The organism is Mycobacterium sp. NGS68, from assembly GCF_059812195.1.
Genome location: NZ_JCALCE010000019.1, coordinates 64,860 through 83,541 on the forward strand (window position 1 = coordinate 64,860; position 18,682 = coordinate 83,541).

An 18,682-nucleotide genomic window follows, 5' to 3' on the forward strand; every position below is an offset into this window, starting at 1 on the left:
CCGCCGCCCGCCCGCCCGGCCAGCGTCACACTCGGGGGCCAACCGCCCGACTCGGCCGGCTAGGCGCCGTGAATGCCACACGAGCAGGCGTCGATCGACGGGCACGTGCAGCGCATTCCCCACTCGATGACCGCCCGGGCCCGCACCAACGACTCCAGCTGGGCATCGATCTCGGCGAGTTTGGCCTCGGCCAGCGCGCGGCTCGCCGGACGGCCGGGCTCGTCGTCGGCGAACAGCAGCTGGATCTCCTCCAGCGCGAATCCGGCGGACTTGCACAGGCGGATCACCTCGAGGCGGGCCAGCACCGAGCGCTCGTAGCGGCGCTGACCGGCCTGGCGCGCCGGCGCCGCCACCAGGCCGATCTGCTCGTAGTAGCGCAATGTGGTTGCCGCGACGCCGGATTCGCGGGCCACTTCGCCGATGGTCAGGCGCATCGGGGCCTCCCAGGCTTGACTTCGAGCCAACTCTAAGTCATTGACTGTGGGGCATGCACACACTCCACGAACTCACGGCCGGCCGGTACGCGCAGCTTCGGTCGTTCCGCCGCGACGGATCCCCCGTCGACACCCCGATCTGGTTCGCGCTCGACGGCGACGCGCTGCTGTTCCGCACCAAGGTCGGGCCCAAGACTCGACGGCTGACCGCGCGACCGGACGTCGAACTCGTCGCCTGCGACTACCGCGGCCGGGTCGCGCCTGGCGCGACGAGCGTTGGGGGCCGCGCCACGATCCTGTCCGGCGACGACGCCCAACGGGCCAATCGCTTGCTGCACAAGCGGTATGGCTGGCAGTGGAACATCGTCCCGCTGCTCAGGATTCCGGGTGTGACCAACGTGCATCGCGATCTGCCGCTGCGCGAGAAGCTGCGGCGCGCACGCGACCGCGGAGTGTGGGCGGACAGCGCGATTGTCCGGGTGGACGTCGCCTGAGCAGCCGCTAGCCGCCCAGGCAACCCGGGCCGAGCAGCGCCTTGAGGTCGCCCATCAGCGCCGGCGAGGGCGTGACGCGCAAAGACTGATCCAGCTCCAGCGTGGTGATCCGCTCCCCGCTGATCAGCCGCAGGTGCACTTGCGACGTCCCAGGGTGGCGGGTCAGCACCTGCTTGAGCGCGCTCACCTTGTCGTGGGTGCACTGCCGCGTGGGCAGGCTGACCGACAGCGGCCGGTCCGCCTGCGCGCTGGAGAAGTCGGGCACCACCAGCTCATTGGCGATCAGGCTGATGCGGTCGTCGCGGATCGCCACCTTGGCGTTGACCAGCACCACCGCGTCGTCGGCGATCTCGGCGCCGTAGTTGGAGTACGTGTGCGGAAAGAACATCACCTCGATGCCGCCGGTGAGGTCTTCCAACTGCGCTGACGCCCAGGGCATTCCGTTCTTGTTGACCCGCCGGTTGACCGAGGCCAGGATGCCGCCCACCCGGACCTGGGTGTCGTTGGCGATGTCGCCGTCCAGGATGGCCGGGATCGCGGTGTCGACCTGGGCCGCGAGCAGGTGCGCGACCTTGTTGAGCGGGTGCCCGGAGACGTAGAGGCCCAGCATCTCGCGCTCCAGGGCGAGCTTGTGCTTGTCCTCCCACTCGTCCTCGGGCACCTTGATGGTGAACACCGCGTCGGCGGCGCCGTCCGCGCCGTCATCCCAGCCCCCGAACAGGTCGAACTGCCCCATCGCCTCGGCCTTCTTGGTGCCCAGCACCGAGTCGACGGCGTCGGTGTGCACCAGGAAAAGACCCTTGCGGGCATGCCCGAGCGAATCGAAGGCGCCCGCCTTGATCAGCGACTCGGTGACCTTCTTGTTGCAGGCCGAGATGTCGATCTTGTTCAGGTAGTCGGAGAAGTCGGTGAACTTGCCCTTGCTGCTGCGGGTGCCGATCAGCGAGCCGACCACGTTGGCGCCGACGTTGCGCACCGCGCCCAGGCCGAAGCGGATGTCCTTGCCCACCGACGCGAAGTTCACCAGCGACTCGTTGACGTCGGGCGGCAGCACCGTGATGCCCAGCTTGCGGCAGTCGGCCAGGTAGACGGCGGCCTTGTCCTTGTCGTCGCCGACGGAGGTGAGCAGCCCGGCCATGTACTCGGCCGGGTAGTTGGCCTTCAGGTAGGCGGTCCAGTAGGAGACCAGCCCGTAGCCCGCCGCGTGCGACTTGTTGAACGCATAGCCGGCGAACGGAAGAATGGTGTCCCACAACGCTTTCACCGCTTTTTCGGAGAACCCGTTGGCGGTCATGCCGTCGTAGAAGCCCTTGTACTCCGCCTCGAGCACCTCGAGCTTCTTTTTGCCCATCGCCTTGCGCAGCGCGTCGGCCTTACCCATCGTGTACGAGGCGACCTTCTGGGCGATGAACATGATCTGCTCTTGGTAGACGATCAGGCCGTAGGTCTCGGAGAGGATCTCGCGCAGCGGCTCCTCCAGCTCGGGGTGGATCGGCTTGATCGGCTGGCGGTTGTTCTTCCGGTCGGCGTAGTCGTTGTGGGCGTTCATGCCCATCGGGCCGGGCCGGTACAGCGCCAGCACGGCGACGATGTCGTTGAATTCGGTGGGCTGCATGCGGCGCAGCAGGTCGCGCATCGGCCCGCCGTCGAGCTGGAACACCCCCAGGGTGTCGCCGCGGCCCAGCAACTCATAGGTGGGCTTGTCGTCCAGCGGCACGGATTCCAGGTCGAGGTCGATTCCCCGGTTGGCCTTGATGTTCTCGATCGCGTCGCCGATGATCGTCAGGTTCCGCAGGCCCAGGAAGTCCATCTTCAGCAGGCCGATGGCCTCGCACGACGGGTAGTCCCAGCCGGTGATGACGGCGCCGTCCTGCGGCCGCTTCCACAGCGGGATGGCCTCCGTCAGCGGCTCGCTGCTCATGATCACCGCACACGCGTGCACCCCGGCGTTGCGGATCAGCCCCTCGAGACCGCGTGCCGTCTGGTAGATGGTGCGGACGTCGGGGTCGGTTTCGATCAGGCTGCGGACCTCCGCGGCCTCCTTGTAGCGCTCATGCGCCGGGTCGGTGATGCCCGACAGCGGAATGTCCTTGGCCATGATCGGCGGCGGCAGCGCCTTGGTGATCCGGTCCGCGATCGCGAACCCGGGCTGCCCGTAGTGGATCCGAGCGGAATCCTTGAGGGCCGCTTTCGTTTTGATGGTGCCGAAGGTGATGACCTGGGCGACGCGGTCGGAGCCCCACTTGTCGGCGGCGTAGCGCACCATCTCACCGCGCCGCCGGTCGTCGAAGTCGATGTCGATGTCGGGCGCCGACGGGCGTTCCGGGTTGAGGAAGCGTTCGAACAGCAGGCCGTGCGGGATCGGGTCGATGTTGGTGATGCCCATCGCGTAGGCCACCAGCGACCCCGCGGCCGAACCGCGGCCCGGCCCGACCCGGATGTCGACCGAGCGGGCGTAGTTGATCAGGTCGGCGACGATCAGGAAGTAGGCCGGGAAACCCTTGTCGCAGATGACTTTGATCTCGTACTCGGCCCGGTCGATGTAGTCCTGGCCGACCCCGGACGGAAAGCGCCGCTGCAGCCCGGCCATGACCTCGTGCCGCAGCCACGACCCCTGGTCATGCCCTTCGGGCACAGGGAAGACCGGCATCCGGTCGCGCGGCGTCCACACGTCGGCGTAGGGCTGCACGCGCTCGGCGATCAGCAGGGTGGAATCGCACGCGCCGGGCACCTCGTCGTCCCAGAGCTTGCGCATCTCTGCCGCGGACTTGAGGTAGTAACCGTCGCCGTCGAACTTGAACCGGTTGGGATCCGACAGCGTCTTGCCGGTCTGCACGCACAGCAGGGCCTCGTGGTTGTGCGAGGCGTCGCGGGTGACGTAGTGGCAGTCGTTGGTGGCCAGCGGCGGAATGCCGAGCTTGCGGCCGATCTCGAGCAGGCCCTCGCGGACCCGCGTCTCGATGGACAGCCCGTGGTCCATCAGCTCGAGGAAGAAGTTCTGGGGCCCGAAGATCTCGCGCCACTTCGCGGCGGACTCCAGCGCCTCGCGCTCATGGCCCAGCCGCAGCCTGGTCTGCACCTCGCCGGACGGGCAGCCGGTGGTGGCGATGATGCCTTCGGCGTGTTCGGCGATGAGTTCGGCGTCCATCCGGGACCACTTGCCGAGCTGGCCCTCGAAGGAGGCCAGTGAGGACAGCTTGAACAGGTTGCGCAGGCCGGTGGCGGTCTCGGCCATCATCGTCATGTGCGTGTACGAGCCGCTGCCCGAGACGTCGTCGGACTTCTGGCTGGGATCACCCCAGGTGATCCGGCGGGTGTCGAACCTGGACCCCGGGGCGATGTAGGCCTCGACGCCGATGATCGGCTTGATCCCGACCTTGGTGGCCGAGTTGTAGAACTCGCTGGCGCCGAACATGTTTCCGTGGTCGGTCATGCCGATCGCGGGCATCTCCAGCCGTTGCGCCTCGGCCAGCATCGGGGTGATCTTCGCGGCACCGTCCAGCATCGAGTACTCGGTGTGGTTGTGCAGGTGCACGAACGACGGGTGGTTCATAGGGTCGCCAGTCTAGGACGGGCGGCCGACACGTTTCGGGCGTGTCGCGGAACGTGTCTGCCCCGAATTTCGGGCGCCGTTACGCGTAGCGCTCGACGAAATTCCTCAGCGACTTCTCCACGTCGCCTTTGACCGCCCGGGCCGCGGCGGACCCCACCGGGCCGAACAGCGCGCGGCCGCCCAGTTCCAGGCGCAGACCCATGGTGGATCCGTCCCTGTTCGGCGTCACCGTCACCGTCACGCCGTACTTCGCGCCGCCCTTGCCGGCCCCCGACATGGCGACCGCGTGTGGCGGATCCCACTTCGTCACCGTCCACGTCACCCGGTTGCGCAACCCCTTGGACCGGGCCACGCCGATGATCTCGGTGCCCTCGCCGATCTCGTCGGGCACGTCGCTGCGCCACGCTTCGTGCATGACGAGCCATTCACCCAGTTCGGACAGGTCCGAGACGTGCTCCCACATTTCCTGCGGGCTCATCGGGACGTCGGAGGTCAGCTCAACGGAGGCCATGCGCGCGAGCGTAACCCCACTGCGACCTCCGCGGTCAATTTTGACTGTGGCGTTACGCTCGGGCGGCAAACACGATTAGGCAGGTGGCTGTGGATACGCGGGTGGGGTCGATGTTCGGGCCGTATCTGCTCAAACGACTGCTGGGCAGCGGCGGTTTCGGCGAGGTCTACGAGGCCGAGGACACCGCCATGCACCGCGTGGTCGCACTGAAACTGCTCGGCAGCACCTACTCGCAGAATCCTGTGTTCCGGGAGCGGCTGTTCCGCGAGGCCCGCACCGCCGGGCGGCTGCGCGAGCCGCACGTGCTGCCGATTCACAGCTGCGGCGAGATCGACGGTCAGGTCTTTATCGACATGCGCCTGGTGCGCGGCGTGGACCTGGAAACCGTGCTGCGGCAAGAGGGAACGCTCGACCCGGCCCGGGCGGTGGCGATCCTGCGCCAGGTCGCCGCCGCGCTGGACGCCGCCCATGCGGAGCAGGTGATTCACCGCGACGTCAAGCCCGCCAACATCCTGCTGGCCGGCGACTTCGCCAGCCTGGTCGACTTCGGGCTTGCCACCGCCGCCGGCGACGCCAAGCTCACCAAGCCCGGCAAGGCCGTCGGGACCTTCGACTACGTCGCCCCGGAACGTCTGTCCAACGGCGCCGTCGACCACCGGTGCGACGTGTATGCGCTGGCCTGCGTGCTGTACGAACTGCTCATCGGCGCACCGCCTTACGCGGGATTCGAGGAACTGCCGGCACTGATGACCGCGCATCTGACCGCGCCGATCCCGCGGCCCAGCGAGCAGCGGCCCGGGCTGCCTCCGGGGTTCGACGAGGTGATCGCCCGCGGCCTGGCCAAGAATCCCGACGAGCGCTATCCGAGCGCCAGCGCGCTGGCCGCGGCGGCCGAACGCGCGCTGCAGCCGGCCGGGGTGACCCGCCCCTGGACGCAGGAGGCCGCCCCCCAACAGACGCCGGCGCCGCGTCCGCCCAGCGAGATGGCGGTGGCCCTGCTCGAGGTGCAGCGGCACCGAAAGCCCCGGCGCCGCTTCTGGATCGTCGCCACCGCCGTTACGGTCGCTTCCATCGTCGCGGTCGTCGGCGCCGTCGTCAGCGTCCTGCACCGGTCCGCCCCCGCCGAGCGCGCCGCTCGGCCCTCGTCGACCGTGCCGACCACGCTGCCGTTTCCGCCGCTGCTCATGGCCCGCGACGTGGTCGTGGATCAGCAGGGCAACGTCTATGCGGCCCAGCTGGGCAGGGACACCAACGGCGGGATTCTGAAGCTGGCCTCGGGTCAAAGCGCTCCCAACGAGCTGCCATTCGGCGAGATTCTGACCCAGGCCATAGCCGTTGATCAGGACGGCAACGTCTACGCCGCCGACATTCACGGCAAGTCCGTGTGGAAGTTGGCGCCGGGCGCGCCCGGCCCCACCCGCCTGCCGTTCGGGCGCTTGGTGGACCCTGACGGCATAGCAGTGGACAAAGACGGCAGCGTCTACGTCGTCGAGGCATTCCTGAAACGAGTGCTCAAGCTGCCTCGCGGAGCCTCCGCCCCCACCACGCTCATGCCGACCACCCTGCTGGCCAACCCCTTGGGCGTGGCGGTCGACAAAGACGGCAACCTCTACGTCGTCGACAACGAAACACGGCACGTGCTGAAGCTGCCGCCCGGTGCCGCCACTCCGACCGAGCTGCCCTTCGTCGGCCTCGAACACCCCTTCGGTGTGGCGGTCGACAAGGTCGGCAACGTCTACGTCTCCGACCCCGGGAGGAAACGGGTGCTGAAGCTGGCACCGGGCGCGACGGCCTCGACCGAGTTCCCCTTCCGCGGCCTCCACTATCCCTTCGGCATCGCGACCAATAAGGACGGCGACATCTATGTCGTCGACTGCGATACCGGGGACCACTGCGAGTCGGGCCGGGTACTGGAGCTCGGCGGAGGGGCGGCATGACCGACGAACCGACCGTCGAGGGTTCGCCAAGCCCGCGGGTGGGGTCGCGGTTCGGGCCTTATCTCCTCAGACGGCTGCTGGGCAGCGGCGGCTTCGGCGAGGTCTACGAGGCCGAGGACACCACGATGCACCGCGTCGTGGCATTGAAGCTGTTGTCCCGCAACTACTCTCACAACCCGGCTTTCCGGGAGCGGCTGTTCCGCGAGGCCCGCACCGCGGGACGGCTGCACGACCCGCATGTGGTGCCCATCCACGGCTGCGGGGAGATAGACGGCCAGCTCTACATCGACATGCGGCTCATCGACGGCACCGACCTGCAGAGGGTCCTCGACCGCGGCGGCCCGCTGGCCCCGGCCCGCGCGGTCGCCATCGTGCGCCAGATCGCCGACGCCCTCGACGCCGCCCACGCCGAGCAGGTGATTCACCGCGACGTCAAACCCGCCAACATCCTGCTCGGCGCCGACGACTTCGCCTGCCTGGTCGACTTCGGGCTGGCGAACGCCGCCACCGACACCCGGCTCACGAGCGAGGGCACCACCATCGGCTCGTTCGCCTACCTGGCGCCCGAGCGGCTGGCCAGTGGACGGGCCACACCCGCCGCCGACGTCTACGCGCTGGCCTGCGTGCTGCACGAATGCCTGACCGGATCCACGCCGTTTCCGGGACGCGGGGAGATTCCCGCGCTGATCGCCGCCCATCTCACCCTGCCGCCACCGCGTCCCAGCCAGCTGCGGCCGGGAATCCCGGCCGGCTTCGACGAGGTGATCGCGCGGGGCATGGCCAAGGAACCCGACGAGCGGTACCACACGGCCGGCGAATTGGCCGCCGCCGCGCAGCGCGCGCTGAGCAGTGTCGCGCCGCATCCGGCCTGGCCACCCCAGCCGCCGCCGGTGACACGGCCCTGGTCTCAGGGCCCGCCTCACGCTCCACCCCCGCCAGGGCCGCCGCCGGGCATGTCGTCCCGACCCCCGATGCCGCCACGCATCGCGATGCCGCAGCCGCGTCAGCGGGGACGCCGCAAAGTCATCACGGCCGTCGCCATCCTCAGCGTCGCCGCTGTCGCAGCAGTGGTCGCCGTCATCGGGCTGCGCGACCACGCCGACGGGCGACCGACGACCGCACCGTCCGTCGCCCCGTCGTCCAGCACGACCCTGCCGCCCATGAAGGCCACGCAGTTACCGGTGGTCGGATCCGGCCTCGAAGGTGTCGCGGTCAACCGCGCGGGCGACGTCTACGTCGTCGACGACGGCTCTAAGAAGGTATTGAAGCTGCCGGCCGGTGGCTCGGCGGCTACCGAGGTGCCCTTCCCCGGGCTCGGCTGGCCGAAGGCGGTCGCGGTCGACGGAGCCGAGAACCTGTACGTCATCGACTGGGCCCGCGGCACCGGCGGGGGCCGGGTGGTGAAACTGGCCGCCGGCACCACCACGACCGTCGATCTTCCCTTCGGCCGGATCCTGCCCAAAGGCGTTGCCACCGACGCGGCCGGCAACGTCTTCGTCGCCGCCGACAATGTCCTCGAACTCGCCGTCGGCGCCACACAACCCGCCCTGCTTCCGATCGACACCCAACTGGCCAACGGCGTAGCGGTCGACGGCGCCGGCAACGTCTACGTGACCGAGCCAGGACGGGTACTCAAGCTGGTTGCCGGTTCCCCCAGCCCGACGGTGCTGCCCTTCGGCCAGCTCGGCAACGCAAAGGGCGTGGCCGTGGACTCGCACGGGACCGTTTACGTCATCGACAACACCGACAACCGTGGCCGGGTCATCAAACTGGCGGCCGGCGCGGACACGCCCACCGAGCTGGGCACGTCGGAAACGCAGCAATTTAATGGCGTGGCAGCCGATCCGACCGGCAACGTCTACCTGACCGAGTTCAAGCGGCTGCTGAAGGTGGCCGAATGATGCAGCAAAGGGATTTACGGGCCATCCTGGCGCAGGGCGGGCCACTGTCGCCGGCGCGCGCGGTCAACCTGGTCCGCCAACTCGGCGTCGCCGTGGACCACGCGCATGCCAACGAGACGATCCACCGCGCGATCACATCCGCCACCGTCCTGGTGTCCGGCGACGAACCCGACGAGCGGATCCAGCTGGTCGAACTCGGCTCGGCGCCACCGAATTACCCGGCGCCCGAACTGGCCGCCAACAGCGAGTTGACCTACCGCGCGGACATCTACGCGGTGACCGCGGTGCTGTACGAATGCCTCACCGGGCGCCTACCTTTCGACCCCTCGCAGCCGAACGCGCCGACTCCGCGTCCCAGCCAGGAGCGAGCGGGAATCCCACCCGATTTCGACGAGGTGATCGCGCGCGGCCTGGCCAGGAAGCCCGCCGACCGTTACCGCAGCATCGCCGAGCTGACGGCTTCGGCCGAAGGCGCTTTGGCCACCGGGCTGCAGGTTACGCCCAGCAGTCGCCCGACCCGCCCGGAGACGGCGCCCGCGCCGGCTCTCCCCCCATCGGCGCCTGGTGGCCCCCCGCCCGGTGTCGGCCCCCCGCCCGGTGTCGGCCCTCCGCCCGGTGTCGGCCCCCCGCCCATGGTGAGTTATCCGCACTCCCTGCCCGCGCCGACCGGACCGCCTCTCCCGCCGCGAGGCTTCCCCCCGCCTCGACGACGCAGGCGGCGCGTGGCCATCGCGCTCGCCGTCGTCGCCGTCGTCGCCGTCGTCGGCGGCGCTGCCGTCGTCGTGCCGCATTTTGTCGGCAGTGGCGGCGCACCCGCGTCCGCCCCAACCCGGTACACCTACTATTCGGAGCCCACGGTGCTGCCGTTCCCCGTGCTGGAATATCCACGCAGCGTGGCAGTCGACAAGGCCGGCAACGTCTACCTGCTGACCGATGTGGTCGGGGAACCTCCCAGAAACGCGCTCGGCGGCCTCCCGCGGCATCTGCTGAAGCTGCCGCCGGGCGCCGCGGGCCCGACGACGATGGATGTCGCCGGATTACCCATGGACTCCATCAACAGCCTGGTGGCCGACGCGGCCAACAATCTCTACCTCGGCGACGCCTCCATTTCGACCGCCATGTGGGAATTACCGGCTGGCTCGACCGACCCGATTCGGCTGCCCTTTCGTGGATTCTTGACAATTTCCGCCATTGCGGTGGACGCCACTGGCAATGGCTACGCCACCGGTTCCTTGACCGGCTCAGACCAGGTGACATACGGCGCGAAGAAGCTGATCCCGGGCGACAGCAGGCCCGCCGACCTACCCTTCCGCGGCCTCTACCAGCCGTCGTCCATCGCCGCCGATAAGGCTGGCAACGTGTACATCGGCGATCGCGGCACGAAGACAGGCAAGGGCCGGGTGTTCAAGCTCGCCAACAACGCCGCCACGCCGACCGAGATTCCGATCGACGGGCTCAAAGAGCCTGACGGGCTGGCCGTCGACGCGGCCGGAAATCTGTTCATCGCCGACCTCTCCGCCGGTTGCCTGTTCGAGTTGCCGGCCGGCGAGACCAAACCACTGAAGTTGCTCACCAAGGCGAAGGTCACGGCCGTCGCCGTCGACTCGGCGGGCAATCTCTACGTGACCGAGATATCGACCAAGGACAAATCCGACCGGCTCGTCAAACCCGGTCGCGTGCTCAAGCTGACCCCCAACCGGTAAACCCCGCGAGCGCCTGGGCTACCGCCCCTGCGAGCCCCGTAACCGGTTGCCTATGCGGATCGCCGGCAGCAGAAGGCTGCGCGGCGCGTACCGGCCGCTGGTGCTGACGAACTTCGGTACCACACCGGGCACCACGCTGCGCCTGCCCGCGAGCATCCCCCCGATCGCGGCCTCCGCGACGTCGCGCGGCGAGACCTGGGCCAGCGGGATGCTGAATCGCTCCGCGTTGGCGATCTCGGCCCACTCGGTCGGCACCGGTCCCGGGCACAGCGACGTGACCGATACGCCGGTCCCGTGCAACTCCTCGTGAATGGCCTCCGAAAACGTCTGCACGAACGCCTTGGTCGCCGAGTACACCGCCATGAAGGGAATCGGCTGGAATCCGGCGATCGACGCGATGTTCATCACCGCGCCGGCACCCCGTTCGACCATGCCCGGCAGGGCCGCGTGCGTCAGCTCCATCAGCACCAGCGCGTTGAGGGTGACCTCCTCGCTCTCGCGCTCGACCGGCAACTCATGGAAGACCCCGCTGGTGCCGAAGCCCGCGCTGTTGCACAAGCCGGCGATCGGCTCGTTGCGCAGGCGGTCCGCCAACTTCCCGCGGCCTTTCGGATCGCTGAGGTCCAGCGGCATCACCTCGACGCCAATGGAATACTCCTGGCCCACCTCGTTGGCGATCTCGTCGAGGCGCTCCCGGCGCCGCGCAACCAGCAGCAGCGGAAAACCGCGGCGGGCCAGCCCTCGAGCCAGTTCGGTGCCGATGCCCGACGACGCCCCGGTGATGACGACGGTTGTCTGACTGTTCGGTTTGGGGAGGCTCATGATTTCACCAATGTATCCCGCGCGTCGCCTGCAAGAACGTCTCGCTGCGCTTGTCGAGATCTGATGTGTCGGTGGCGTTTTCGCCGCCCTTGGCCGCCGCCGAGTCGCCGAACATGGTGAACGCGCGGTTTCGCACCCGGTCCATCACCGCCGGGTTGACGGCGTCGGCCACTGCCGCGAATTGCCCGAACGGGGAGCTGGCCCGGCGCGGCCGGTGCACGATCGCGTCGGTGATCACGCCGGCGGCCTGGTCCGGCGTGAGCGTCGGGAACTTGTCGTACATCGTGGTCGGGCTGATCATCGGCGTCCGCACCAGCGCCATGTGCACGGTGGTGAACTTGACGTTGTCGTTAACGGTTTCGGCCTGCAACGAGTCGCACAGGCTGTCCAGTGCGGACTTGCTGGCAATGTAGGCGCCGAAGCGCGGCGCGCGGGTCTGCACGCCCACCGAGGACACGTTGACGATGTGGCCGAAGCCGCGTTCCCGCATGCCGGGGATGAACTTCAGAATCAGCTGAACCGCCCCGAGGTAGTTGAGCTGAATCGTCCGCTGGTAGTCGTGAATCCGGTCGTAGGACAGCGCCAGTGACCGCCGGATCGAACGCCCCGCATTGTTGATCAGGATGTCGACGCCGCCCAGGTCGGCAAGCACCTTGTCGGCCATGGCCGCGATCGCGTCCATGTCGGACAGGTCGCACGAGTAGACGTGGGCCTCGCCGCCGTCGCCGCGGATATCGGCCGCGACCTTCTCCAGGTTCTCCAGGGTGCGCGCCACCAGCACCACCGTCCCGCCGGCCTCCGCGATCTTCTTCGCCGCCGCCTCGCCGATACCCGAGGACCCGCCCGTGATGAGCACGGTCTTGCCGTCGACCGCGTCGCTGAGGGTGCGACCCTGCACCGCGTCGAGCAGGTTCCTCAGATAGAAGGGCCGATATCGCCCCGCCGAGTTCGGGGTGTTGACGATGTTGGACATCGCCGCGAACGGCTTCTCGACGAAGTTCGCCAGATCACCGAGATTCATCGGCTGTGACTCCTGAGGGTGTTGCCCCGCGGGGCTGGTGTGGGTGGTGTGACACCGGTCATAGTGCCAAACCTAGGACATCCGTCAACCGACGGATGCACATTGCGGTCACAATCGCCGCCGCGTCCCGGCGACCACCTTGTTACAGCGAGTAATCCGGGTGTGACGGCGGACTAACTGCAAGGCAACGCCGCGATGATCCCCTGAGACGATGGGATTAGTCGCACGCTTGCGCAAGACGCAGCCCGTCAGCATCTACGACAGGATCGGCGGTCACGAAGCGATCGAAGTGGTCGTCGAGGACTTCTACGTTCGGGTTCTGGCCGACGACGAGCTCGCGGGCTTTTTCACCGGCACGAACATGAGCCGGCTCAAGGGCAGGCAGGCGGAGTTCTTCGCCGCCGCCCTCGGCGGGCCGGAGCCCTACACGGGCGCACCGATGAAGCAGGTGCATCAGGGCCGCGGGATCACCATGGCGCACTTCACCCTGGTGGCCGGGCACCTGGGCGACGCGCTGGCCGCGGCCGGGGTGCCCGCCGAGACGGTCACCGAGATCCTGGGCGCCGTCGCTCCGCTGGCCGCCGACATCGCCTCCGGGGAGACGAGCCTGGTCTGAGGCTCGCGGAGCTGCGGTTTCAAGGATTCACCAAGAATCCACCAAGGATCCGCCAAGTGGCGGGCGGCAGGGTCATGCCATGCCAGAAGCCGACATTTTGGCCCGTCCACCGCTGCGGGCGTATTGCACCAGTGACCGCCCGTACGTCGGACCCGGTTCGCGCGTCGAGCCGAATCCCCCCAAACCCACGGCGCCGCCGCGCGACGTGCAGGTCATCGGGGAGGACGAGGCCCGCCTGCTGACCCGCGCGGCTCTCGCCGACGCCGGCCTGTGCGCTTCCGACGCCCAGCAGGTTGCCGACGCGCTCGTGGACACCTCGCTGCGCGGGATGGACCGTCATGGCCTGGGGCTGCTCCCGCAGTACCTGGACGACCTCGCCGGCGGAGTCGTCGACCCGACGGGCACCATCAGGGTGCTCTCCGACCGCGGCGCGGGACTGCTGCTGGATGCCGATGGAACGCTCGGGGTTATCGCCGGCCTGACCGCCGCTCACCTGGCGGCCAAGCGCGCCGCGAAGTTCGGCGTCGCCGCCGTCGCGGTCCGCACTTCCCACGACCTGGGCTCCGCATCGGTCTACACGCGCCAGCTCGCCCGCGAGGGGCTGGTCGGCGTGACGATCCCGTCCGATGGCGCCGTCGAGACGCTGTTCGGCACCGACGGCGCCGACCAGCACAAGGTGCGCGAGTTGGCCATGGCGGCGAGCCTGCTGGGCGGCGTGCTGACCGGGACCCCACTGGATGGGGGCCACTTGCTCATCGCGCTGGATCCCACCGCCTTCGGCGGGCAGGCCCACTTCGGCGCCGGCCTTGCCGGCCTGCTGGGCGACGGTCACGCGTACGACGCCCATTCGCGTACACCCGCGACGATCGAGTTGGACGCGCGGACCGCCGAGATCCTGACTTCGCTGGCCGCGGAGGTCGGAGTCCCCGGGCCCCGGTAGGTGTCGTCGGCGCACGACCCTCGGTAGACAATGCGTTCATGCGTCGCACGTTCGAGGAGTTGGTGGCCGAGGCCGAGGCCGCGTCCGTGGACGGCTGGGATTTTTCCTGGCTCGACGGCCGCGCCACCGAGGAACGACCGTCCTGGGGCTATCAGCGGCTGATGAGCCGGCGGTTGGCCGACGTGTCGGCCGCGTTGGACCTGCAGACCGGCGGCGGCGAGGTGCTGGCCGGAGCCGAGAAGTTTCCGCCCACCATGGCCGCCGTCGAGGCCTGGCCGCCGAACGCGACGCTGGCGACCCGCCTGCTGCACCCCCGCGGCGTCGTCGTCGTGGCGATCCGCGACGAGCCGCCGCTGCCCTTCGCCGACGAGTCCTTCGACCTGGTGACCAGCCGGCACCCCAATGACGTGTGGTGGAGCGAGATTTCGCGGGTCCTGCGCCCCGGCGGCAGCTACCTGGCGCAGCACATCGGCCCGGCTTCGATTGCCGAGCTGATCGAGTACTTCACCGAACCGCGGCGACAGACGTGGCCGGCCCGCTACCCGGACGCCCAGGCCGAGCAGGCGCGTGCCGCCGGCTTACAGGTCGTCGACGCCCGCATGGAGCGGCTGCGGTCGGAGTTCTTCGACATAGGCGCCGTTGTCTACTTCCTGCGCAAGGTGATTTGGGCCGTGCCGGACTTCACGGTGGCGCGATATGAGCAGCGGCTGCGGGAACTGCACGAGCGCATCGAGGCCGACGGCCCCTTCGTCACCTACTCCACCCGCGTGCTGATCGACGCGCAGAAGCCCGGCCCGCCGCGTTGAGTCTGCACTCAACACGCACGCCACTCGAACTTCTGCGCAGTACACGCAGACTCAACACAGCAAAAGCCCGCAAACCCGGCTAATCCGCGCGCAGGACATCCAGCGCGTGCTGCAGGTCTGCCGGGTACGGGCTGACGATCTCGATGCGCCGGCCATCGGCCGGGTGGGCGAACGCCAGCGACCGTGCGTGCAGCCATTGTCGTTCCAGGCCAAGCTTTTTCGCCAGCGTCGGGTCGGCCCCGTAGACGAGGTCGCCGCAGCACGGGTGGTGCAGCGCGGCGAAGTGCACGCGGATCTGGTGTGTGCGACCGGTTTCCAGATGCACGTCGACCAGGCTGGCCGCGACGAACGCTTCCACCGTGTCGTAATGGGTGATGCTGTGCCGACCGTCCTTGCGGATCGCGAACTTCCACTCGTGGCCGCGATGCCGCCCGATGGGAGCGTCGATCGTCCCGCTGGACGGATCCGGGTGCCCCTGCACCAGCGCGTGATAGCGCTTCTCGACGGTGCGTTGCTTGAACGCCCGCTTCAGCACGGTGTAGGCGCGCTCGGACCGCGCCACCACCATCACGCCCGAGGTCCCGACGTCGAGGCGCTGCACAATGCCCTGCCGCTCCTGCACGCCCGACGTGGTGATGCGGTAACCGGCGGCGGCCAGGCCGCCGAGCACCGTGGGGCCCGTCCAGCCCAGCGACGCGTGCGCGGCCACCGCGGCCGGCTTGTCGACGGCCACGATGTCGTCGTCGGCGTACAGGATCGTCATGCCCTCGATGTCGACCGGCGTGTTCTGCAGCGGGGCGGCCGGCTCGGGCAGCCGCACCTGCAGGAAGGCGCCCGACGTGAGGCGGTCGGACTTGCCGGCCTGCACGCCGTCGAGTTCGACGCCGCCGTCCTCGGCGATGGCCGCCACCGCGCTGCGGGACAGCCCGAGCAGTCGCGCCAGCCCCGCGTCCACGCGCATGCCCGCCAGGCCCTCGGGGACCAGCATCGAGCGGTCCGTCATTGGCGCTCGTCGGCGCTGCGCCGGCCCACGGTGTCGAAGTCGAACCCGAAGACCGACAGCACCACCAGCAGGATCGCCCCGCCGACGACCGACGGGTCGGCGACGTTGAACACCGGCCACCAGCCGACCGACAGAAAGTCCACGACGTGTCCGCGCAGCGGCCCGGGCGCCCGGAAGAAGCGGTCGACCAGGTTGCCCATCGCGCCGCCGAGGATCATTCCGAGCCCCAGCGCCCACCAGGGCGACACCAGTCGGCGGCCCATCCAGAAAATGCCGCCCACCACACCGGTCGCGATCAACGTCAGCACCCAGGTGTACCCGGTCGCCATCGAGAACGCCGCCCCCGAATTGCGCACCAAAGTCCAGGTCACGGTGTCGCCGATGATCGATACCGGCTGACCGGGCGGCAGCAGCCGGACGGCGATCACTTTGGTGACGACGTCCAGCGTCAGCACCACCGCGGCGACCGACAACAGCAGGCGAAGCCGTCTCGGCGACGTCTGCGCAGGCTGTGCGGTCACCGGGGCTTCCGGGGTCTCGGTCACCGGCTTGGCCGACCCGGTCGGTTCGTCTGGCACCCCCCCATCATCCCCCAGCCCCGGTGTGAACCACGCAATCGGCTGGTCCAAGGGGCGATGCGGGATGATTCCCGGATGGCCCGCCTCACCGTCATCAGCACCGGAGGGACGATCTCGACCAGCACCGGCCCCGACGGCGTGCGCCGGCCCGCCCACAGCGGCGCGGATCTGACCGCGGGCCTCGACGTCGACGTGGTCGACCTGATGGCGGTCGACAGCTCCGAGCTGACGACGGCCGACTGGGACCGGTTCCGCGACGCGGTGCACGCGGCCGTCGACGGTGGCGCGGACGGCGTCGTCCTGCTGCACGGCACCGACACGATGGAGGAGAGCGCGCTGTGGCTCGACCTCACGTACTCGGGCAGCGCGCCCGTCGTGCTGACGGGCGCAATGCGCAGCGCCGATGCCCCCGACGCCGACGGCCCGGCCAACCTGCGCGACGCCCTGTCTTTGGCGGCCGCCGCGAGCGCCCGCGACCACGGCGTGCTGGTCTGTTTCGCGGGCCGGGTGTGGCAGCCATTGGGCATGCGCAAGGCGGCCACCCAGGACCTGAGCGGCTTCGTCGGCGAGCTGGTAGGCACCCCGGACGGCATCACCGAGCCCAAAGCGCGCCCGTATCTCGGAGACCTTCGCAGCACCGACACGCCGCGGGTCGACATCGTCGCGGCGTACCTGGGCAGCGATTCGGTGGCACTGGACGCCTGTGTGGCCGCCGGCGCGCGCGGCGTGGTGCTCGAGGCGCTGGGCTCCGGTAACGCCGGGGCCGCGGTGGTCGACGGGGTGCGCCGGCACTGCCGCGACGGCGTGGTGGTCGCGGTGTCCACCCGGGTCGCCAGCGGGCGGGTCAGCGCGGGCTACGGCCCCGGCCATGACCTGGTACAGGCCGGCGCGGTGATGGTGCCGCGGCTGGCGCCGTCGCAGGCGCGGGTGCTGGTGATGGCCGCGCTGGCCGCTGGGCTAGACGTCGTCGACGTGATCGGGCGCTGGGGCTGAGCCCTCAGCCGGCTCGTCGTCGCGTAGCGCGCCGACATACTCCCGCCAGTCCAGGCTGTCCACCGGGTTGGCCGCGCCGATGTCACCGTCGTCGACGGCGAACGTGCGGGCCGGGCCCGGTCCCGAGGCGCGGGTCTCGAACCGCACCGTGACCACGCCGTGGCCCGCCCCCTGCACCCAGCCGTGCCCATACCCGCGATGTACGACGTCGTCGCCGATCCGCCATTGTCCGCCGGCCTGGCCGGTCAGCAGGGTCGCCCTCAGCGTCTCGAAGTCTTCATGGGCCTCTTCCGCCGTCTGCGGTTCCAGATCCAGGTCCGGAAACAGCGACTCCTGACGCACATCGCTGAGGCCCGAAAAGCCAACGCCGAGAAGGCGTATCGGGCCGATCTGCAGTGGGTCCAGGAGCAATCTGCGCGCCACCGCCGTCAATGCACCCGCCTCGGTGGTGGCGTAGGGCATGGTCGCCGACCGGGTGAGCGTGCTCATGTCGGACTTCTTCAGCTTCACGGTGACGGTGCGGGCGCCACGGCCATCCTTGAGCAGGCGCCGGTGCGCATGCTCGGCGATCGGCTCGATGGCGTCGCGCAACTGATCGAGGGTGGTCAGGTCGACGGCAAAGGTCGACTCGGCGCTGATCTGCTTGGCCTCCGCGCGTTCGGCGACGGGACGGTCGTCGATGCCGCGGGCCAGGCGGTGCAGCGCGGGGCCGATCGTCGCGCCGAGGATGTTGGCCACCTCGGCGTCGGTCAGCGCCGCGAGTTGGCCGATGGTCTCGATGCCGAGTCGATGCAGCTTCTCCTCGGCTACCGGGCCGATCCCCCACAGCCGGCGCACCGGCAGCCCGCCGAGCAGCAGCGTTTCTTCCGCGCGGCGGACCACCCGGATGCCGTCGGGCTTGGCCAGTCCCGACGCGATCTTGGCGATCTGCTTGCCCGAGCCCGCACCCACCGACGCGATCAGGCCGGTCTCGTCGCGCACCCGTCGTCGCAGCTGTTCGCAGAACGCCTCGACGTCCTCGGCCGAGGCGCCGGCCAGTTGCGACGGTTCCCCGAAGGCCTCGTCGAAGGACAGCTGCTCGACGACCGGCACCACGGCGCGGACCGTGTCGAACACGCGCCGGCTGGCCACCCCGTACACCACGCCACGCGGCGGCAACACCACCGCGGTCACGCCGATCAGCCGACGGGCCTGATGCATCGGCATCGCCGAGCGCGCGCCGAACACCCGCGCCTCGTAGCTCGCCCCGGCCACCACGCCGCGGCCGCCCAGGCCGCCCACCAGCACCGGTCGCCCCCGCAGGGTAGGCCGGGTGAGTTGCTCGACGGATGCGAAGAACGCATCCATATCCAGGTGCAGCACCCAACGGG

The 18,682-nt window shown here is 69.4% G+C and carries 16 protein-coding genes; 8 read left to right on the forward strand and 8 right to left on the reverse strand.

Annotated elements, in window-relative coordinates; translation table 11 throughout:
* Nucleotides 1-59: 59 nt before the first annotated feature.
* A complete protein-coding gene (locus AC5Y5V_RS20345; protein WP_499939074.1) occupies nt 60-434 on the reverse strand; it encodes a MerR family transcriptional regulator in 375 nt (124 codons plus the stop codon).
* A 53-nt stretch (nt 435-487) separates the two neighbouring features.
* Between AC5Y5V_RS20345 and AC5Y5V_RS20350 the strand changes: the two genes are divergently transcribed.
* Nucleotides 488-928, forward strand: coding sequence for a PPOX class F420-dependent oxidoreductase (locus tag AC5Y5V_RS20350; RefSeq protein ID WP_499939078.1), 441 nt, complete (start codon nt 488-490; stop codon nt 926-928).
* Nucleotides 929-935: 7 nt separating this feature from the next.
* On the opposite strand, the gene dnaE is transcribed toward AC5Y5V_RS20350, so the two are convergent.
* Nucleotides 936-4,481 (reverse strand): DNA polymerase III subunit alpha, encoded by a 3,546-nt coding sequence (dnaE, locus tag AC5Y5V_RS20355; protein ID WP_499939082.1) that lies wholly within the window; start codon nt 4,479-4,481, stop codon nt 936-938.
* A gap of 79 nt (nt 4,482-4,560) precedes the next feature.
* A complete protein-coding gene (locus AC5Y5V_RS20360; protein WP_499939085.1) occupies nt 4,561-4,992 on the reverse strand; it encodes a type II toxin-antitoxin system Rv0910 family toxin in 432 nt (143 codons plus the stop codon).
* Between the two features lie 83 nt (nt 4,993-5,075).
* Here AC5Y5V_RS20360 and AC5Y5V_RS20365 point away from each other — a divergent pair, with 83 nt between their 5' ends.
* From AC5Y5V_RS20365 to AC5Y5V_RS20375, 3 genes are read left to right on the forward strand one after another with little or no spacing between them, the layout of a single operon-like run.
* Nucleotides 5,076-6,929: a serine/threonine-protein kinase gene (locus AC5Y5V_RS20365; protein ID WP_499939089.1), complete on the forward strand. Its 1,854-nt coding sequence runs from the start codon at nt 5,076-5,078 to the stop codon at nt 6,927-6,929.
* Nucleotides 6,926-8,830, forward strand: coding sequence for a serine/threonine-protein kinase (locus AC5Y5V_RS20370; RefSeq protein ID WP_499939093.1), 1,905 nt, complete (start codon nt 6,926-6,928; stop codon nt 8,828-8,830). The genes AC5Y5V_RS20365 and AC5Y5V_RS20370 overlap by 4 nt, the downstream gene beginning before the upstream one ends.
* On the forward strand, nt 8,827-10,533 hold the full coding sequence (locus tag AC5Y5V_RS20375) for a protein kinase domain-containing protein (RefSeq protein ID WP_499939097.1): 1,707 nt from the start codon (nt 8,827-8,829) through the stop codon (nt 10,531-10,533). Before AC5Y5V_RS20370 ends, AC5Y5V_RS20375 begins: the two co-directional genes overlap by 4 nt.
* Nucleotides 10,534-10,551: 18 nt before the next feature.
* Here the strand turns inward: AC5Y5V_RS20375 and AC5Y5V_RS20380 are convergent, their stop codons facing one another.
* A complete protein-coding gene (locus AC5Y5V_RS20380) occupies nt 10,552-11,355 on the reverse strand; it encodes an SDR family NAD(P)-dependent oxidoreductase (protein ID WP_499939102.1) in 804 nt (267 codons plus the stop codon).
* 4 nt (nt 11,356-11,359) lie between these two features.
* Complete coding sequence (locus AC5Y5V_RS20385) at nt 11,360-12,376, reverse strand: SDR family NAD(P)-dependent oxidoreductase (RefSeq protein WP_499939104.1); 1,017 nt, start codon at nt 12,374-12,376, stop codon at nt 11,360-11,362.
* A gap of 211 nt (nt 12,377-12,587) precedes the next feature.
* Between AC5Y5V_RS20385 and AC5Y5V_RS20390 the strand changes: the two genes are divergently transcribed.
* The 3 genes from AC5Y5V_RS20390 to AC5Y5V_RS20400 all read left to right on the forward strand — a co-directional run bounded on the left by AC5Y5V_RS20390 (nt 12,588) and on the right by AC5Y5V_RS20400 (nt 14,738).
* Nucleotides 12,588-12,992 carry a group I truncated hemoglobin gene (locus AC5Y5V_RS20390; RefSeq protein WP_499939107.1) on the forward strand — a complete coding sequence of 135 codons (405 nt, stop codon included), beginning with the start codon at nt 12,588-12,590 and terminating at the stop codon, nt 12,990-12,992.
* A 79-nt stretch (nt 12,993-13,071) separates the two neighbouring features.
* The gene (locus tag AC5Y5V_RS20395) at nt 13,072-13,932 is read left to right on the forward strand and encodes an Ldh family oxidoreductase (RefSeq protein ID WP_499939111.1); all 861 of its coding nucleotides are present in this window, start codon (nt 13,072-13,074) and stop codon (nt 13,930-13,932) included.
* A gap of 38 nt (nt 13,933-13,970) precedes the next feature.
* Nucleotides 13,971-14,738, forward strand: coding sequence for a class I SAM-dependent methyltransferase (locus AC5Y5V_RS20400; RefSeq protein WP_499939113.1), 768 nt, complete (start codon nt 13,971-13,973; stop codon nt 14,736-14,738).
* A gap of 79 nt (nt 14,739-14,817) precedes the next feature.
* Here the strand turns inward: AC5Y5V_RS20400 and AC5Y5V_RS20405 are convergent, their stop codons facing one another.
* Complete coding sequence (locus AC5Y5V_RS20405; RefSeq protein ID WP_499939115.1) at nt 14,818-15,741, reverse strand: RluA family pseudouridine synthase; 924 nt, start codon at nt 15,739-15,741, stop codon at nt 14,818-14,820.
* Entirely contained in the window at nt 15,738-16,319 is a 582-nt protein-coding gene (gene lspA / locus AC5Y5V_RS20410) for a signal peptidase II (protein WP_499939117.1), read from the reverse strand. Before lspA ends, AC5Y5V_RS20405 begins: the two co-directional genes overlap by 4 nt.
* A gap of 75 nt (nt 16,320-16,394) precedes the next feature.
* On the opposite strand from lspA, the gene AC5Y5V_RS20415 reads away from it, so the two are divergent.
* On the forward strand, nt 16,395-17,312 hold the full coding sequence (locus tag AC5Y5V_RS20415; RefSeq protein WP_499939192.1) for an asparaginase: 918 nt from the start codon (nt 16,395-16,397) through the stop codon (nt 17,310-17,312).
* Here AC5Y5V_RS20415 and AC5Y5V_RS20420 read toward each other — a convergent pair.
* Nucleotides 17,277-18,659, reverse strand: coding sequence for a DNA polymerase IV (locus AC5Y5V_RS20420; RefSeq protein ID WP_499939194.1), 1,383 nt, complete (start codon nt 18,657-18,659; stop codon nt 17,277-17,279). The two genes, AC5Y5V_RS20415 and AC5Y5V_RS20420, sit on opposite strands and share 36 nt — an antisense overlap.
* Nucleotides 18,660-18,682: the final 23 nt, after the last annotated feature.

Bases quoted from the DNA above. Each gene is read 5' to 3' on its own strand.
- AC5Y5V_RS20345 (WP_499939074.1), bottom strand. From the start codon at position 434: ATGCGCCTGACCATCGGCGAAGTGGCCCGCGAATCCGGCGTCGCGGCA.
- AC5Y5V_RS20350 (WP_499939078.1), top strand. From the start codon at position 488: ATGCACACACTCCACGAACTCACGGCCGGCCGGTACGCGCAGCTTCGG.
- dnaE (WP_499939082.1), bottom strand. From the start codon at position 4,481: ATGAACCACCCGTCGTTCGTGCACCTGCACAACCACACCGAGTACTCG.
- AC5Y5V_RS20360 (WP_499939085.1), bottom strand. From the start codon at position 4,992: ATGGCCTCCGTTGAGCTGACCTCCGACGTCCCGATGAGCCCGCAGGAA.
- AC5Y5V_RS20370 (WP_499939093.1), top strand. From the start codon at position 6,926: ATGACCGACGAACCGACCGTCGAGGGTTCGCCAAGCCCGCGGGTGGGG.
- AC5Y5V_RS20375 (WP_499939097.1), top strand. From the start codon at position 8,827: ATGATGCAGCAAAGGGATTTACGGGCCATCCTGGCGCAGGGCGGGCCA.
- AC5Y5V_RS20380 (WP_499939102.1), bottom strand. From the start codon at position 11,355: ATGAGCCTCCCCAAACCGAACAGTCAGACAACCGTCGTCATCACCGGG.
- AC5Y5V_RS20385 (WP_499939104.1), bottom strand. From the start codon at position 12,376: ATGAATCTCGGTGATCTGGCGAACTTCGTCGAGAAGCCGTTCGCGGCG.
- AC5Y5V_RS20390 (WP_499939107.1), top strand. From the start codon at position 12,588: ATGGGATTAGTCGCACGCTTGCGCAAGACGCAGCCCGTCAGCATCTAC.
- AC5Y5V_RS20395 (WP_499939111.1), top strand. From the start codon at position 13,072: ATGCCAGAAGCCGACATTTTGGCCCGTCCACCGCTGCGGGCGTATTGC.
- AC5Y5V_RS20400 (WP_499939113.1), top strand. From the start codon at position 13,971: ATGCGTCGCACGTTCGAGGAGTTGGTGGCCGAGGCCGAGGCCGCGTCC.
- AC5Y5V_RS20405 (WP_499939115.1), bottom strand. From the start codon at position 15,741: ATGACGGACCGCTCGATGCTGGTCCCCGAGGGCCTGGCGGGCATGCGC.
- AC5Y5V_RS20415 (WP_499939192.1), top strand. From the start codon at position 16,395: ATGGCCCGCCTCACCGTCATCAGCACCGGAGGGACGATCTCGACCAGC.
- AC5Y5V_RS20420 (WP_499939194.1), bottom strand. From the start codon at position 18,659: ATGGATGCGTTCTTCGCATCCGTCGAGCAACTCACCCGGCCTACCCTG.